This is a genomic window from Streptomyces sp. NPDC007917 (genome assembly GCF_042959105.1).
In the GTDB taxonomy this organism is placed as follows: domain Bacteria; phylum Actinomycetota; class Actinomycetes; order Streptomycetales; family Streptomycetaceae; genus Streptomyces.
Genome location: NZ_JBIBKK010000002.1, coordinates 455757 through 472518, shown reverse-complemented (window position 1 = coordinate 472518; position 16762 = coordinate 455757). Strand labels below are relative to the sequence as shown.

Sequence of the window (16762 nt, the reverse complement as noted above, 5' to 3'; positions counted from 1 at the left end):
TCAAAGCCTGTTTCCGCGTCCCAGCGTATCCAATCGCATGCCGTTCCTAGCGGCTGGGATGGATCACCCCACACACTCCGGTTCATCCAAGCACCCCCCACCGCACCACAGAAGGGCCCCACCCACATGTCCAGTGACCGGGACACCCGTACCCGCCTGCTGACCGCCACCGCGGCCGTCGCGATCGCCGCTCTCTCCCTGACCGCGTGCGGCGACGGATCGGGCGAGTCCGACGGGGGCTCGTCGGCAGGTGGTTCCTCGACCGCATCGTCCTCCGGCTCGTCCTCCGGTAAGAACGCGAAGTCCGGCGGCGCCGGTTCGGGGCAGGACGGGGACGCGTCCGCGGGGAAGGACTCGGCGGCGGGAGGGAACGGCAAGACCGGCACCGGCGACTCCGGCGCGAGTGGCCACAAGGCCGTCGCCTGCCGGGGCTCCAGCACCAAGACGGTCGCGGCCCCGCTGAACCGCCCGGTGAACCACATGCTGCTCACGGTCACCAACACCGGCAGCGCCCCCTGCGACCTCTACGGCTACCCGGCCGCCCGCTTCGGCGAGGCCCAGTCGGTGCCGCCGGTCAACGAGGACTCCAAGCCGCAGGCCGTCGTCAGGCTCGCCCCGGGCGAGTCCGGCTACGCCGCCGTGAACCTGTCGGCCACCGACGGCAGCGGCACGAACGGACACACCGTGAAATCCCTCGCCGTCACCTTCCAGGGCCGCGCCGGAGAGAACGCCTCCTGGGTCGCCCACCCGTCTCTGCCCGCCAAGGGCGTCTACGTCGACGACTCCCTCAGCGTCACGTACTGGCAGCAGTCGATGGACAACGCCCTCAGCTGGTAACCCCACCGCCGGCCGCGCACCGCCGCGCACCCGGCTCACTCGGTGACGTCATGCCGCTTGCGGACGGAGAAGGAGAAGGGTTGATGAATGCCATGGCGACGAAGAATCGCCCTGCGGGAGGGATGAGCGAGCGGCGGCGTACGCGGCTGCGGCTGGAGATCTCCCGGGAGGCGGCGCGCCTGTTCTGGAAGCAGGGCGTGGCCGCGACCAGCGGGGACCAGATCGCCGATGCGGTGGGGTTGTCCACGCGCACCATCTGGCGGCACTTCCGCAGCAAGGAAGCGTGCGCCGAGCCGATCGTCATGCAGGGCGTCGTCACCTTGATGAGCGTGCTGCACAGCTGGCCGAAGGACAGTTCCCTCGAGGACCACCTGGCGGGGGAACTGGTCCGGCTCCAGTACGAGACGCGGCCGGTCGATCTGGCCGACGAGATGCTGGCGATGAAGATGATCCGGCTCGCCGACACCGAACCGGCGCTGCGCACCGCCTGGCTGATGGCCTGCGACCAGACGGAACAGCAGATGCGCGTGATCATCGGCGACCGGTTGGGGCGCCCGGCCGGTGATCTGGAGGTGCGGTTGCACGCCGCGGCCGCCGCCGCGGTGGTGCGGGTGCTGGACGAGCAGATCGGTGTCGCCTTCCTTGCCGGCGCCGGGGCCGGCGCCACCGAGCTGACCGATGTGAAGGCCGCCGCCCGGAGGTTCGCCCACGCGATCCGCACGGCCACCGGCGGGGCCGTCGGCGACCCCATCGCCTGACCGAACCTCACCCCCTTCCCCGTGACGAACGGCAGCGACCCCGCAGCGTCGGGTCAGGCGGGGGCCGGGGTGGCCCCCGCCGTCAGCCCGCCGGCTGCCGGGTGTCCGTCGGGAGGTCGTCCGGCAGCAGTAGCCGCAGGTCGTCCAGGCCCGGTGCGGCCATCGTGCCGATCCGCCGGGCCTGCCGCGTCATCATCGCCTCCAGGATCTGGCGGGCCGTACGGGCGTTGCCGAACGAGCGGTCGCGCGGCAGCCCGGCCACGTACTGGAGCAGCGCCTCGACCGTCTCGGGTGCGCAGTCGTAGCCGGAGGCCGTGGCGTGGCGGCCCATGATCTCCACCAGTTCGTCCGTGGAGTAGTGCTCGAAGTCCACCGAGCGGGAGAAGCGCGAGGCCAGGCCCGGGTTGGAGGCGAGGAAGCGGGCCATCTCCTCGGTGTAACCCGCGACGATGACGACGACCTCGTCGCGGTGGTCCTCCATGAGCTTCAGCAGCGTGTCGACGGCCTCGCGGCCGAAGTCGGAGCCGGCGCCCTCGGGGGTGAGGGTGTACGCCTCGTCGATGAACAGCACGCCGCCCAGGGCGCGTTCGAAGACCTCCTTGGTGAGCTGCGCGGTGTGGCCCACGTAGCGGCCGACCAGGTCGGCGCGGGCCACCTCCACCAGCTGGCCGGTGGCCAGCACGCCCAGGGAGAGCAGCAGGTCGGCGTAGAGCCGGGCCACGGTGGTCTTGCCGGTGCCGGGCGGCCCCGAGAAGACCAGGTGGTGGCTGATTTTCGGGGTGGGCAGGCCGGCGGCCTGCCGCCGCCTGGTGGCCGACAGCAGGTTGACCAGGTCGGTGACCTCGCTCTTGACGGCCTCCAGGCCGATCATGGCGTCGAGGTCGGCGAGCAGTTCCTCGGAGCTGCGGCCGCCGCCCGCGCCCGACGCGGCCGCCGACTCATCCGCGATGTCCTCGGGCAGCAGCAGGCTGAGATCGGCCTCCGCGGGGTTGGCCATGGAGCCGAGCCGATACGCCTGCCGGTCGACCATCTCCTCGAAGACCTGGCGGGCCGCGCGGCCGTTGCCGAACGTGGCGTCGCGCGGCATCCGCTCGTAGTGCCGGGCGAGCGCGTCCAGGGTGCTCGGGGCCAGCTCGTAGCGGTGCGCCGCGCACATGCTCTCGGTGATGGTCACCAACTCCTCCACCGAGTAGTTGGCGAACTCGATGGTGCGGGTGAAGCGGGAGGCCATGCCCGGGTTCGAGGCGAGGAACGAGCCCATCTCATCGGTGTATCCGGCGGCGATGACGACGACCTCGTCGCGGTGGTCCTCCATCAGCTTCAGCAGTGTGTCGATGGCCTCCTTGCCGAAGTCGGCGCCGGAGCCCTTGCCGTCGGACAGCAGCGTGTACGCCTCGTCGATGAACAGCACGCCGTCGAGCGCCTCGTTGAACGCCTCGGTGGTCTTGATGGCCGTACCGCCGATGACCTGGGCGACCAGATCGGCACGGGAGACCTCGACCAGATGCCCCGACCGCAGCACACCGAGTTCGGCGAGGATGCCGCCGTAGAGCCGGGCCACGGTGGTCTTGCCGGTGCCGGGCGGGCCGGAGAAGATCAGGTGGCGGCTCATCGGCGGGACGGGCATGCCGAGGCTGGCCCGGCGCTGCGCGAGCTGGTTGAGGTTCACCAGGGTGCGCACCTGGTGCTTGACGTGGGCGAGGCCGATCAGCGACTCCAGCTCCGCCAAGGGGCCTTCGGGCTTCTTCTCGCCGGGGCGGGCGGCGGACTTGCCCTCCTGGGCCAGGTCCCCGGCGGTCTCGCCCCAGGCGTCGGGGGTGGCGTTCCCGCTGCTGTTCAGGCCCTGGACGGTGAGGCGTTCGGTCGCGCGGGTCTGCTTCAGGCCCGCGCCGCGGTTGTCGCGCACGGCGCAGTCGGTGAGGGTGACCTGCTCGGAGCTGTCGACGCGGATGCCGTCGCCGACGCTGCCGCTGATCTGGCAGGCGTCGAGCGTGGCCCGGCCGCCGTTGGCGACGAGCACGCCGTGGGCCCCGGCCTCGGTCACCTGGGTGCGGATGGCGGAGAGTTCGGCGCCGCTCTCCACGTGGAGCCCCGCGGCGGTGCCCGCGTGGATCTGACAGTCCCGCACGGTCCCGCGGCCCCCCGTGCCGATCCAGACGGCGGCCTGGGCCGTCGAGCGCAGCACGGTGCCGGAGATCTCGGGGGAGCCGCCGCCCGCAGCGCGGACGCCCGCCCCTTGGGAGCGCTCGACCGTACAGTCCTCCAGGCGCCCGCGGCCGTCCTCGGTGACCTCCACGCCGTGGCCGCCGGGCGCGAGGAGACGGGCCTTGCGCAGCAGGGGGTTGGCCCCGGTGCGTATGGAGACGGCGGCGCCGGCCGCGTCCACCACCTCCAGGCGGTCGAACTCGGGCGAGGCGTCCTCGGACAGCAGGACGGCCGCCGTCGCGTCGGCACAGTCGCGCACGGTGGTGTCGGAGAGCAGCGGGGCGCTGGAGCCGACGACGCGGATCGCGGAGGAGGCCGCGGCGTCGAACGCGCAGTCCTGGAACGTGCCCCGGGAACGCTCGGTGACCGCGAGGCCGTTGCCCTTGGTGCGCGCGGTGCCGCAGCGCAGCAGCTCCGGGTCGGCGCCCTGGGCGAGCACGATGCCGGGTCCTGTGGTGTCGCTGACGGTGACCTCTTCCAGCACCGGCCGGGCGGCGCTGGTGACGTAGACGCCGACGGAGGTGTCGTGCACATGGGTGCGGGCCACGTGCGTGGCGCACCGGCCCTCCAGGGCGAGGGCGGGCTTCTCGGTGCCGGAGATGTCGCAGTCCTCGACCCGCCCCTGCGCCTCACCGCCCGCGAGCAGGCCGTTGCCCTTGGCGTCGCGCATCCGGCAGCCGCGCACGGTCGTGCGGGCCTGCTCGCTGAGGACGACGGCGGAGGTGCCCAGGTGCTCGATCAGGCAGTCGTCGATGACGCTGCCGGTGGGGGCGGTGTCCACGACGCCCGCGCCCTCGGGGTTGGAGACCCGGCAGCCGCGCATGGCCAGGGAGCCGTTCTCGCGGGCGAGCAGCGCCGTCCAGCCGGAGCCGACGACGGTGCAGCCGTCCATGGCGACCTGGCCGCGCGGCGCGTCCACCACCGGCAGGTCCTCGCTGCCGCCGCGCAGCGTCAGGTCGGTGAGCATCACCGCGTCCGCGACGAGCACCACGGCGGTGCCGCGCGGCGGGCAGATTTCCACGCTGCCGCGGTCGCCGTCGGCGACGATGGTGAGCCGGGTCCTGACCGTGAGGTTCTCGCGGTAGCGACCGGGCTTGACGCGGATGACCGCCCCCGTGCGCGCCTTCGCCAGGGCCTCGCCGATCGTCCGGAAGTTCTCCGTCTGGTCCGGGCCGACCGTGAGCAACTGCCGTGACACGCTGCAACCTCCTTGTTGTGGTGCCTGCCGCACCGCGATATATGGGTAAATCGACCACCCTGGGGTGGATTTTCCCCAGGCCGCGTATCATCCGCGCCATGCGACGTGTTCTTACTCACCGTCATCCGGTGGCGCGGGCGGTCGCCGCCGCCGCGCTGGCCACGGCTCCGCTCGCCACGGGGGCCACCCCCGCCACCGCCGACCCGGGCTCGGGCTCGGTGGAACTGCCCGCCGTCGCCTCCGTGCTGGCGTCCGACGACCCGTGCGCGAAGGCGTCCACCAAGAAGGCCGAGGACGCCACCTGGTCCCGGCCCGCGCTCGGGCTCGGCCGGGCCTGGGAGCTGTCCCAGGGCGCCGGGGTGACCGTCGCCGTGGTCGACTCCGGCGTCGGTACGGACATACCGGCGCTGTCCGGCCGGGTCACCGCGGTCGGCGACGCGGGCGAGGACTGCGTGGGCCACGGCAGTTTCGCCGCGGGCCTGATCGCGGCGGCGCCCGGCAAGGGCGTGGGCGTGGCCGGGGTCGCGCCCGGGGCGCGGATCCTGGCCGTGCGCGGGACGCAGCCGCGTGGCGAGACCACCGCCGCGACCCTCGCGGCGGGCGTCCGCGCCGCGGCCGACAAGGGCGCCGACGTCATTTACGTCGGGCGGGTGCTGGCGACGGGGAAGGCCGAGCTGACCCGGGCCGCGGCGTACGCGGCCGAGCACGACGCGCTGGTGGTCGCGCCGGTCGGCCCGGACTTCCTCCCCAGGGACCGGAACACGGGCCGGACGGCCCCGCCCGCGCCCTGGTACTGGCCCGCGTCCGCGCCCGGCGTGCTCTCGGTCATCGACTACGGCCCGGACGGCAAGCGCCCCGACAGCGCGCCCGCGCTGGACGGCGCGGACCTGGCGGCGCCGGGTGACGCGGTGGTCAGCGTCGGGCCCAAGGGCTCGGGCCACTACATCGGTTCGGGCTCCTCGCTCGCCGCGGCGCACGTCGCGGGCGCGGCGGCGCTGGTACGGGCCCGGTACCCGGAGATGTCCGCGGCCGAGGTCGCACGGCAGCTCACGGTGGCCGCGTATCCGTCGGACACGCCACGGGTGGACCCGTACGCGGCGGTGAGTTCGCTGCTCACCGACAAGCAGGGCGCCACCCCGAAGCCGGCCGCCGCGCACGTGCCCCCGGCCGCCTCCCCCCAGCCGCGCCATCGCGCCCTGATCATCGCGGGCGCGGGCGGCGGTCTGCTGCTGCTGGTCGCCGCGGGGGCCGTGGTGATCCCCCGCGGCCGGGCCCGGCGCTGGCGCCCGGGGGGCGCGCGGGACCGGGAGACCGTGGAGACCACGGAGCTCGCGGAGACCGGGGTTTCCTGAGGACCGCTGCCCGTACGGCGCCGGGGGGCCGTGCGGCCCCTCTGCCCGTTCTTCCGGAATCCCAGCCCGTTTCGGGCGGCCCCTCACTCCCCATACGGGCGGCCTCCTCGCCGACAGGGGCGACCACCCCGCCCGCATGGCCGGCCCACCGCGCTCTTTCCGGTAATCGCCGATTCGCCGCCGACCCTTTTCCGGGCGGTCCCGCACAGGGAATCGGTCAGCCTCCGCGGTAATCCGGGCAGCCGCTCCGCCCGTGTATTCCGGGCGGGTGGCCGCGGCCTTGCGGAAAGGTGAATACCCCCGGGGGGAGTGGGCGGTGTTCCCGCACCCGGGCGTCATTTGGCCGACCCGTCGTCCACGAGCGCCGTCTGCACCTGTGTCGTCTTGTGGCGGGCGATGCGCGTGGCCCGCCCCGCCGGCAGCACCCGTCCCTTGATATTGCCGAAGAGGTAGCCCTCCGCCGGCGGGCAGGACAGCAGCAGACCGGGGGTGTTGACCTCCAGCATCCGCCGCAGCAGGCGGTCGTTCAGGCCGCGCGAGGCGCCCGCCGCGGCGCGGGCCACGACCAGGTGCAGCCCGACCTCGTAGCCGAGCGCGAGGTGCGGCAGCAGCGGGTCGAACGGCGCGTTCATCGAGTCGCCGCCCACCATGTCGTAGTCGTCGACCAGGATGAACAGGCGCGGGCCCGTCCACCAGTCGCACAGCTTCATCCGGGCCGGGGCGATGTCCGGGCCCGGCACCCGCTCCTTGACCGCCGGGGCCGCCCCGCCGATCATGTCGCGCAGCGCGTCGACGGAGACCGCGTGACCGAGGCGGTACTCGTCGGGGATGGCCTCCACCAGGGTGCGGCGGTAGTCCACGACCATGATCCGCGCCTCGGCGGGCGTGTACCGTTCCATGATCGCCTCGGCCGTCAGCCGCAGCATGTTGGTCTTGCCGCTCTCGGTGTCGCCGACGACGACCATGTGCGGCGTCTCGCTGAAGTCGTGCCAGACCGTGGACAGTTCGCTCTCCTCCAGGCCGATCGGCATCCGCAGGTCGCCCTCGGGCGGCGGGAGCTGGGAGACCGGCAGCCTGGTCGGCAACATCCGCACCTGCGGGGCCCGTGGCCCCGGCCAGCTCTCCTTGACCGCCGCGACCAGGCCGGCGACCCCGTCCGCGAGGTCCTCCGCACTCTCCACGCCGTCGATGCGGGGCAGCGCGGAGAGGTAGTGCAGCATGCCGTCCCGGGTCAGACCGCGGCCGGGCAGCCGCGGCACGGTGGCCGCGCGGCGGCTGTTGATCTCGGAGTCCATCGAGTCGCCCATCCGCAGCTCCAGATGGGTGCCGGCCTGGTCGCGCACACCCGCGGACAACTCCACCCAGCGGGCGGTGGTGACGATCAGGTGGATGCCGTAGTTGAGGCCGCGGGCGGCCATCGAGTTGAACGTCTGGATGTGCTGGTCGAAGTCCTGCCGCACCGTCGACCAGCCGTCGATGACCAGGAACACGTCCCCGTAGGGCTGGTCCGCGAACTCCCCGGCGGCCCGGCGGCGCCGGAAGGTGGCCATGGAGTCGATGCCGTGGTCGAGGAAGTACCGCTCGCGCGCGGCCAGCAGCGAGTTGACCTCCGCGATCGTCCGGCCCACCCGCTCGGTGTCCAGCCGCGCCGCCACCCCGGCCGTGTGCGGCAGCTCCGCCAGACCCGCCAGCGAGCCGCCGCCGAAGTCCAGGCAGAAGAACGACACCTCGCGCGGGGTGTGGGTGAGCGCGAGCGCGGTGAGGAGGGTACGCACCAGGGTGGACTTGCCGCTCTGCGGGCCGCCCGCGATGGCCACGTGCCCGCCGACGCCCGACAGATCGATCGTCAGCAGGTCCCGCAGCTGTTCGAAGGGCTTGTCCACGATGGCGATCGGGACGGTCAGCCGCCCCCGCCCCGGCCAGCCGACAGTGGTCAGCCCCAGGTCGGGGTCGGGGGTGAGCGGCGGCAGCACCTGGTCGAGGGTCGCGGGCAGGTCCAGCGGCGGCAGCCACACCTGGTGGGCGGGCGGCCCCGCGGTGAGCAGCCGCTCCACCGCGACGGACAGCAGCGTGTCCCCCGTCTCCTCGAACTCCGCCTCCTCTTCGGGCTTTGGCTCGGGCACCTCGGGCACCTGGCGCGGCACCACGTAACCGGAGGTCCACGGCATGGTCTGGCTGGCCACCCGGGCCTGGTTCGCGCCGGCCCGCCGCTCCTGGTACGGGCCGGAGACGTACGCCGCGCGGAACCGGGTCAGCGCCTCCACACCGGACTTCAGATAGCCGCTGCCGGGCCGCGGCGGCAGCTGGTAGGCGTCGGGCACGCCGAGCACGCCGCGGCTCTCCATGGCGGAGAACGTGCGAAGACCGATGCGGTACGACAGATGGCTCTCCAGCTGGTGCATCCGGCCCTCGTCGAGCCGCTGCGAGGCGAGCAGCAGATGCACGCCCAGGCTCCGCCCCAGCCGCCCGATCATCACGAACAGGTCCATGAACTCGCGGTGTGCGGCCAGCAGTTCACTGAACTCGTCAACGACGATGAACAGGCTGGGCAGCGGCGTCAGCGGGGTGCCGGACGCCCGGGCCTTCTCGTAGTCCAGCGCGGAGGTGTAGTTGCCCGCCGCCCGCAGCAGCTCCTGCCGCCGCATCAGCTCGCCGTGCAGGGCGTCCTGCATCCGGGAGACCAGCGCCGCCTCACCCGCCAGGTTGGTGATCACCGCCGAGGTGTGCGGCAGCTCGTCCAGGCCGAGGAAGGTGGCGCCGCCCTTGAAGTCGACCAGGACGAAGTTGAGCGTCTCGGAGGAGTTGGTCAGAGCGAGCGCCAGCACCAGCGTGCGCAGCAGCTCGCTCTTGCCGGAACCGGTGGCGCCGATCAGCATGCCGTGCGGCCCCGTACCGCCCTGGGCGGACTCCTTGATGTCCAGCTCCAGCGGGGTGCCGTCGGCGCACACCGCGATCGGCACCCGCAGCCGGGCGGAGCCGGTGTTGCGCCGCCACAGCGTGGCCGGGTCGTGGCGGCGCAGGTCGCTGATGCCCAGCAGGGTGGTCAGCTCCACGTTCGCCGCCAGCGGTTCGGCGACCTCGCTGCCCATACCCATCCGGTACGGGGCGATCCGCTTGGCCAGTGCGGTGGCGCCCCTCGGTCCGAACCGGTCGGGGCGGCCGAGCCGGGTGGGCTGCTCCTTGCGCTCCCGGTCGGTGCGGATCAGCGTGAAGTCCTTCTCGGACACCTCGAAGCGGAGCGTGACCCGGCCGGGCCGCCAGGTCAGCGCGCCGCTCAGGTCCAGCACGACGGCGTTGCGGAAGCCCGGCCCGTCCAGCCGGTGCCCGCCGGGGACGCTCCCGCCGTCCACCACGATCACGGTGAACGGCTCCTCGCGCCCGGCCGTCGCGTCCGGGTCGAAGGCCGGCCGCTCCAGGAACTCGGCGCCGAGCAGATCCTCCAGCTCGTTGAAGGCCGAGACGCACATGCGGGCCGGGCCCGCGCCGTCGCTCTCCTGGGGGTGGAGGTTGTGCGGCAGCCACTTCACCCATTCCCAGTCCGCCCGCCGCTCGTCGGACACGCACAGCGCCACCCATGTGTCGTCGGGCGCGTGGAAGGTCACCAACTGGGCGATCACGGCCCGGGCGACGGAACGTATCCGCTCCTCGTCGCCGCGGAACAGCACCCGCGCCCAGGCCCGCAGATAGATGGCGATGGGCTGTTCGGGCACGGTGGAGTACGCCCGGATGAAGCTGCGCAGGGCATGCGCGGCCAGCGGCTCCAGGTCCTCCACCGGCGTGGTGGCCTTCGGCGTCAGCCGCAGGCCGAGCTTCTGCTCGCCGACGGCCACCCGGACCTCGCCGAAGTCCTCGTCCTGCGGGCGGCGTTCCCACAGCCGGGTGGTGCCCACCAGCGCCCACAGGGCCGCGGGCTCCGGATGGCGCCAGGCCAGCGCCTTCTTCTGGTCGGTGACCGCGGTGCGCACCTTGCGCCGGATCTGCGTGAGATAGCGCAGGTAGTCGCGGCGCTCGCCCTTGAGACGCTGCTTGCGCTCACTGATCTTGCGCATCATCTGGCCGAGCATCATGGCGGCGGACGCCAGCACCATCATGCCGACGGCCAGGTACATGAAGTGGCTTCCGGACGCCCGGCTCATGCCCGGCCGCATGAACATCAGCATCATCGACACCGACATCAGGGCCATGGGCAGATACGTCCACACGGCGGAGCTGTCGGGCACCACCTCGGGCAGCGTGGGCGGCTCCTGGAGGCTCAACTCGCCCTCGGGCATGTCCGGGCCGCGGCGGCGGGCCGGCCTGCGGAACAGGACCACACTCAACGAACGGTCTCCTTACGGGCGGTGGGCGCGGGCGAAACCATGGCCTATTGAAATGCAGGCCCAGCCTTTTTCGCCACTGCGAGAGTTTACGCCCGGAGTTTTCGGCGCCATTGCTTCAATGAACTCCAGTGCCATTCTGTCATTTAGTGACATGCTGTCCTTCGGTCTCTTTACTTGTGTACCCCATGGAAGGTGTGTACTTTGCCGAAAGGTAAGTGCATTGCCCAGGTGTGCAGACGGAGCCATGTCCTTTTGAAATGCAGGTCCAGTCCGTTTCGCCACCGCGAGAGTTTCCGGCCGGAGTTTCAGTGTCATTCTGTCATTTCGCGACACCGTGTCCTTCGGCGGAACACCCGGAGGAGTGTGAGCGGGCCAGATGACTGACACCCAGGTTGCCGGACTGTGCCGGCTGACCGTCCGCGCGCCCGCCAAGAGCGTCGATCTGGCGGTGCCCTCCGACGTCCCCGTGGCCGACCTGCTGCCCGCCGTCCTCGGTTACGGCGGCGAGGACCTCGGCGAGACCGGCATCGACCACGGCGGCTGGGTGCTGCAGCGCCTCGGCGCCGGGCCGATGGACGAGGAGCGCACCCTCGACTCGTACGATCTGCGCGACGGCGAGACGCTCTACCTCCGGCCGCGCACCGAGACGCTGCCCGAGGCCCACCTCGACGACCTCGTGGCCGGCATCTCCGACACCATGCGGTCCCGCCCGTACGGTTGGACCCCCGAGGCGAGCCGGCGGCTGCTGCTCGGCCTCGCGGTGACCGCGCTCACCGGCGGGCTGGTGGTGCTCGCCCTGCCCGGCGGCTCCGTGGGGGTGCGCGCCCTGTGCGCCGCCGTGACCGGACTGCTGCTGGTCGCGGGCGCGGGGTCGGCGAGCCGCGCGGTCGGCGACGCCGGAGCGGGCGCCACGCTCGGTTTCATGGCCGCGCCCTACCTGGCGTTCGCCGGGTGGCTGCTGCCCGGCGGCGACCTCACCGGGGCGCACGCCAACGAGGTCGTGGGCTCGCGGCTGTTGGCGTCCTGCGTGGCGGGCGCGGGCGGCGCGATCGTCGTGCTCGCCGCGGTGGCCGCGTACGCCGTGCTCTTCCTCGCCACCGGCGTGGTCGCGGCGTTCGGCGCGATCACCGGGACCCTCATGATCACCGCGGACCTGGCGCCGCACCATGTCGCCGGGATCATCGCCCTGGCGGCGGTGGTGCTCGGCGCGTTCGTCCCCTCGCTGTCCTTCCGGATGTCGGGGCTGAAGGTGCCACCGCTGCCGACCAACGCCCAGCAGCTCCAGGAGGGCATCGAACCGCACCCGACCGCGGCGGTCGCAGGCCGCACGGCGCTCGCGGACGGCTGGATGAGTTCGCTGTACGGGGCGGTCGGCGCCACCTGCGCCGCCTGTCTCGGGGTGCTCGCCTGGTACGCCAACCTCCCCTCGGTGCTCACGGTGGTGGCGCTGTCGCTGCTGCTGATGCTGCACGCGCGGGGACTTGGCAACACCTGGCAGCGGCTCTCGCTGACCCTCCCCGGCGTGGGCGGACTGCTCCTGCTGATCCTCGTCGGCGCACAGTCGTACACACCGGACCGCCGGCCGCTGGTGGCCGCCGGACTGCTCGGCCTCACGGCGGTCATCGCCATCGTCTCCTGGACGGTACCGGGGCGGCGCCTCGTCCCGTACTGGGGACGGGCCGCCGAGATCCTGCACTACCTGATGGCGCTCAGCCTGCTGCCCCTGGTCCTGTGGGCGCTCGGCGCCTACAGCGCGCTGCGCGGGCTGATGGCGTGAGCGAGACGGCCCGAGACGGAAGGGAGTGACCGATGCAGACGAAGCGGGACCAGGTCCAGGCGCACATGTTCGTCATGGGGCGGCTGACGTCCGCCATGCTGCGCGCGGACCCCGACGCCCCGGAGAGTCCGCAGGGCAGGACCAACCGGGCCGTGACCATCAGCGTCCTCATCGCCATCCTGCTCTGCGCCGGATCGTTCGTCTTCGGCCTGCTCAGCCCCGGCACGAAGAACTCCTGGCGGGACCCGGGCACACTGGTCATCAACAAGGAGACCGGTACCCGCTACCTGTACCTGGGCGGACGGCTGCGCCCGGTGCGCAACCACACCTCGGCGCGGCTGCTCGCGGGTGACCAGATGAAGGTCATGACCATCGGGAGCAAGTCGCTGCGCGGCACCCCGCACGGCTCCCCGGTGGGCATCAGCGGTGCCCCCGACGAGCCGCCGGGCAACGACAACCTGACCGGCGACCCGTGGCAGGTATGCTCCGGCAACACCAGCGGGGCGACCGGCACCACGGTGGCCGTGGGAGTCGAGGCCGACGGCGCGGGGCTGAAGTCCGGGCAGGGGCTGCTGGTGAGCGGGCCCGACAAGGACGACTACCTGGTGTGGCAGGGCCGCAGACTGCGGCTCGACCAGAAGGCGAACGCCGCCGAAGCGCTCGGCTACGGCTCCACCGAGCCGGTGCCGGTCTCGGCCGCGTTCCTCAACTCCCTGCCCGCGGGCCCGGACCTGGCCCCGCCGGCCGTGCCGGGCCGGGGCGGGCAGGGGCCGGGACTGGGCGGGCTCCGGACCCGGGTCGGCCAGGTCTTCAAGGTCGCCGCGCCGGGTGGCACCGCCCGCTACTACCTGCTGCGCAAGGAGGGCCTTGCCCCGCTGACCGCCACCGGCGCGGCGCTGGTCCTCGGCGATCCGGACACCCGGCAGAAGGCGTACGCGGGCGGGGCGGTATCGCCCGCGAGCCTGGGCGCCGACGCGCTGAGCGGCCATCTGGCCCCGGACACGCCGGAGGCGGAGACGGGGAAGCGGCAGCCGGCGACCCCGCCGGAGCCGGTGGACCTCGGTGCCGGACAGACACCGTGTGTCGGGGTGGAGTCCGGGAGCGACGGCACCCGGGTGAGCGTGGCCCTGATCCGCGACGTGGATCTCGGCCCGACCACGCAGGCTCCGCCGGAGGGGCTGGTCCCGGCGTGTGTGACGGTCAACCGGATCACGGTGCGGCCGGGCGGAGGCGCACTGGTGCATGTGCTGGGCGCGGGCGGCGGCGAGGTCGGCAACACGCTTTATCTGGTGACGGACACCGGAATGAAATACCGGCTGCCCACCGCCGATTCCCTGAAGGCGCTGGGATACAGCGAGGGCGAGGCACAGGCACTTCCGTCCTCACTGCTGGCCATGCTGCCAACCGGCCCGGATTTGACTCCACAGGCGGCGAGCGCAGGACGGAGCAAATCCACGGCGCCGCAGTGTGAGACGGAGAACTGACCGGCCGCCAGTGCACCGTGCCTGGTGGCGAACAACAGCCGAAGGGATATCTCATGCCAGGACTGACGAGGTCAGAAGAGGGCGCAACCCGCAACGGAATCTCTGCCACGGAAGAGGCGTTCGGCAACATCCAGGTCTGCCGCCAGGACGTCGAGAACACGAAGCTCAACGTGGGCGGTGCCTACGGAGGCAGCGACGGTAAGCAGTACCAGGACCTGTTGCAGCAGTGGGACGACCAGGCCGAGGTCATCTCGAAGAACCTCATGGACGTCATCGACACGCTGAACGAGACGCTCCGGTCGAACAACCTGACGCAGGGTTCGCAGAAGGACGCCGTCGACCAGGAGTACACCCAGGCGAAGTCGATTTTCGACGCGCTGCACGGCTGAGCTGAACCCCGGTAACGGACACCCGGTTCCGTTCCGTCCCGCATCCCCTGTATCCCCTCGCACTGAAAAGAGGTACGTGCTGTGCCAATGGACTTCTCCGACGGGCACATCTACGTCGACTTCAAGGGCACCGACAACGCAGCTGAGGACATGCGTCTGCAGACTCAGAACATCGAGAAGATTCTCAACCAGCTCGAAACGGAGCTGCAGAAGTTCATCAGCAGCTGGGAAGGTGAAGACCAGGAGGTCTACGTCCGCAAGCAGGAGGCGTGGCACCGGGCCGTCGAGAAAATGAAGGAGCTCCTCAGGAGCCACGCTGGACTGCTCGACGACATCGGCGACAACTACCGGACCAACCAGCGCAATCTCACGTCAAGTTGGGAAAACGTGAAGATCGGCCGCTGAGGCCGGGTGCGGTACGGGCGACTGCCTGCGCGTTGCCACACGTGGGCGGTCGCCCGTTTCGGCACAGGACATCCACGGGGAGCAACGGCCGACGAGAAGGGGTAGTGAGATGGCCGAACCGATCCAGCTGGACAAGGCGTGGATGGAGCACTTCATCAACGTCGATGTGCATGACTTCCAGGCGGAGCTGAAGAAGATCCTCAAGGACAAGGGGGATATTCCCGCGCTGGGCAGCCTCAAGTCGGAGAATCCGCATGACTGGAAGGGCGCGGACATCCCCTCGGGGACGAAGCTTCCCCTCACGATCGGCGCCATGACCGAAGAGGAGGAGCTGACCAACGGGTCGCACATACACAAGACCCTGAAGCAACTCATCGACCAGATCCTAGGGATGATCGAGGATCAGCAGAAGCTCTTCGACGACATCGAAGACAATCTGCGGGAAACCATGGATACGCTGCTGAAGACGCAGGGTGACAACCTGGGCAAGATCGACGGCGAGAAGATCCTCGACCCCCTTGAAGACGTGGACGACGACCTGGCCTCCGAAGGGTCCGGCTCCGGCGGGGGCGATGGAAAGGACGACAAGAAATGACGGTGAAGAACCATGGCGCCGAGTGAGCCGTAGTCGTCCCGGCTGAGCACCGCAGTACCCCACACCCCCTCGTTTCCCCCGCCCGATGGAGGCGCCGCCGTGCCGTTTTCCAACGCCAGTGATTATTGGCAGAAGGCGATTTACTTCTTCACCGGTTACGATGCGCCACACATCGACAAGTTGTTCTCCGAGTGGGTGGGCAACGATGACATCCCGCTGATGAAGGTGGAAATCACCAAGCAGAAGCACGTCACCTACGTCGATGTGGATGACCTTCAGTGGAGGATCGATAACGCGGGTCGCAACGTGAACAACACGGACTTCGTGATCCCCTTCTACAAGACGGGGAACGAGGAGGAGTCCGGCGAAGAGGCCTTGGGAGACACGATCACCTATTACAAGGCCCGATTCACGCTCTTGGGCAACCACAACGGCAAGGACAGGCCCTCCGGCGGTGTGTACGAGGGGGGTGAGCACAAGGCCAGGTACGACAACGACTTCAAGAAGTCGGACGAAGGGACCACGTGGGACACCGGCCCGCATACGCAGTACTCCTATGGAACGGGCCGGGCCCTTGAGGCCGTGCTCGACAACGAGGGTGGTACGCGTGGGTTCGAGTGGAACGGAATCGACGTGCCCGCCGAACGTGTCGTCGATCTCGCGTCGTTCGGCAGGGCGGCGGATGCCTTCGACCGCGTCGCCCAGTTCTACGTCGACCGCCAGGCGGAACTGGCGGAATGGCACAAGCGGGTCGGCATGCAGGAGAACAAGGCGTGGAAGGGCACGGCGGCCGGCGTCTTCTGGGATCTCATCCACAAGCTGAACAAGCGGTACGAGGACTACGCCGAGGACCTGCGCAACGGTGCGATGTTTTCCGTACCGGGCGATGCCATCCGGATCGCAGGTGACGAGTTCCGGAAAGCGGCCCGGAAACTCCAGCAGGAGTGGGCCGCCTGGGAAGCAAGGGACGGTAACCCGCTGAGCTTCCTCTCCGACCTGCTGTCGGAGATCGTGGACCACGTATGGGACACCAACATCTCGAACATCACGTACAAAGTGCATACCGTTGCCAGGGGCGGAACGAGAACCACCTATCACGCCACCGAACATTTCCGCCAGGATGCCATCGACAAAAAGGGTCACAACTATGGACCGCTGAGCAGTTTGGAGACCTGGAAGGCGGTCGGCGAGGCGGCGATCGAGCGGTGGAAGGACTCCGTCAAGGAAAACCTGATCGACAACGCCGACATCGCGCTCAAGACGGTGCACGACGCGTGGAGCCCCTCGGTCTTCGACGTCGGCACCGTCAAGACGTCGAGCGGCGACAGCCTGTCCCAGGATTACGAGAAGGACAAGGCCGCCAAGGAGAAGGAGGAAGCGGAGGAGAAGGAGGAGAAGTACCGGAAGGAGCAGGAGGAGAAGGAGGAGAAGTACCGGAAGGAG

At 70.7% G+C, this 16762-nt stretch carries 11 protein-coding genes; 9 read left to right on the top strand and 2 right to left on the bottom strand.

Annotation, left to right across the window (positions count from 1 at the left end):
- The first annotated feature begins 126 nt into the window (after nt 1-126).
- Both ACFZDL_RS04950 and ACFZDL_RS04945 read left to right on the top strand, forming a co-directional pair.
- Complete coding sequence (locus tag ACFZDL_RS04950) at nt 127-837, top strand: DUF4232 domain-containing protein (RefSeq protein WP_353591967.1); 711 nt, start codon at nt 127-129, stop codon at nt 835-837.
- 92 nt (nt 838-929) lie between these two features.
- Nucleotides 930-1595 (top strand): TetR family transcriptional regulator, encoded by a 666-nt coding sequence (locus ACFZDL_RS04945; RefSeq protein WP_391190406.1) that lies wholly within the window; start codon nt 930-932, stop codon nt 1593-1595.
- An 82-nt stretch (nt 1596-1677) separates the two neighbouring features.
- On the opposite strand, the gene ACFZDL_RS04940 is transcribed toward ACFZDL_RS04945, so the two are convergent.
- A complete protein-coding gene (locus ACFZDL_RS04940; RefSeq protein WP_353591965.1) occupies nt 1678-4998 on the bottom strand; it encodes a right-handed parallel beta-helix repeat-containing protein in 3321 nt (1106 codons plus the stop codon).
- 98 nt (nt 4999-5096) lie between these two features.
- Here ACFZDL_RS04940 and ACFZDL_RS04935 point away from each other — a divergent pair, with 98 nt between their 5' ends.
- Nucleotides 5097-6350 (top strand): S8 family serine peptidase, encoded by a 1254-nt coding sequence (locus ACFZDL_RS04935; protein ID WP_353591964.1) that lies wholly within the window; start codon nt 5097-5099, stop codon nt 6348-6350.
- Nucleotides 6351-6685: 335 nt separating this feature from the next.
- Here the strand turns inward: ACFZDL_RS04935 and eccCa are convergent, their stop codons facing one another.
- Nucleotides 6686-10663: a type VII secretion protein EccCa gene (eccCa, locus tag ACFZDL_RS04930; RefSeq protein WP_353592146.1), complete on the bottom strand. Its 3978-nt coding sequence runs from the start codon at nt 10661-10663 to the stop codon at nt 6686-6688.
- Between the two features lie 382 nt (nt 10664-11045).
- On the opposite strand from eccCa, the gene eccD reads away from it, so the two are divergent.
- The 6 genes from eccD to ACFZDL_RS04900 all read left to right on the top strand — a co-directional run.
- Nucleotides 11046-12446, top strand: coding sequence for a type VII secretion integral membrane protein EccD (gene eccD, locus ACFZDL_RS04925; RefSeq protein WP_353591963.1), 1401 nt, complete (start codon nt 11046-11048; stop codon nt 12444-12446).
- A 32-nt stretch (nt 12447-12478) separates the two neighbouring features.
- Entirely contained in the window at nt 12479-13930 is a 1452-nt protein-coding gene (gene eccB, locus ACFZDL_RS04920) for a type VII secretion protein EccB (RefSeq protein WP_353591962.1), read from the top strand.
- Nucleotides 13931-13983: 53 nt separating this feature from the next.
- Nucleotides 13984-14319, top strand: coding sequence for a hypothetical protein (locus tag ACFZDL_RS04915; protein WP_319686593.1), 336 nt, complete (start codon nt 13984-13986; stop codon nt 14317-14319).
- 87 nt (nt 14320-14406) lie between these two features.
- A complete protein-coding gene (locus tag ACFZDL_RS04910; protein WP_353591961.1) occupies nt 14407-14724 on the top strand; it encodes a WXG100 family type VII secretion target in 318 nt (105 codons plus the stop codon).
- A 109-nt stretch (nt 14725-14833) separates the two neighbouring features.
- Nucleotides 14834-15319: a type VII secretion system-associated protein gene (locus tag ACFZDL_RS04905; protein ID WP_319686591.1), complete on the top strand. Its 486-nt coding sequence runs from the start codon at nt 14834-14836 to the stop codon at nt 15317-15319.
- Nucleotides 15320-15418: 99 nt separating this feature from the next.
- Nucleotides 15419-16762: AAWKG family protein (locus ACFZDL_RS04900; protein ID WP_391190401.1), on the top strand; the 1344-nt coding region annotated here is incomplete at its 3' end.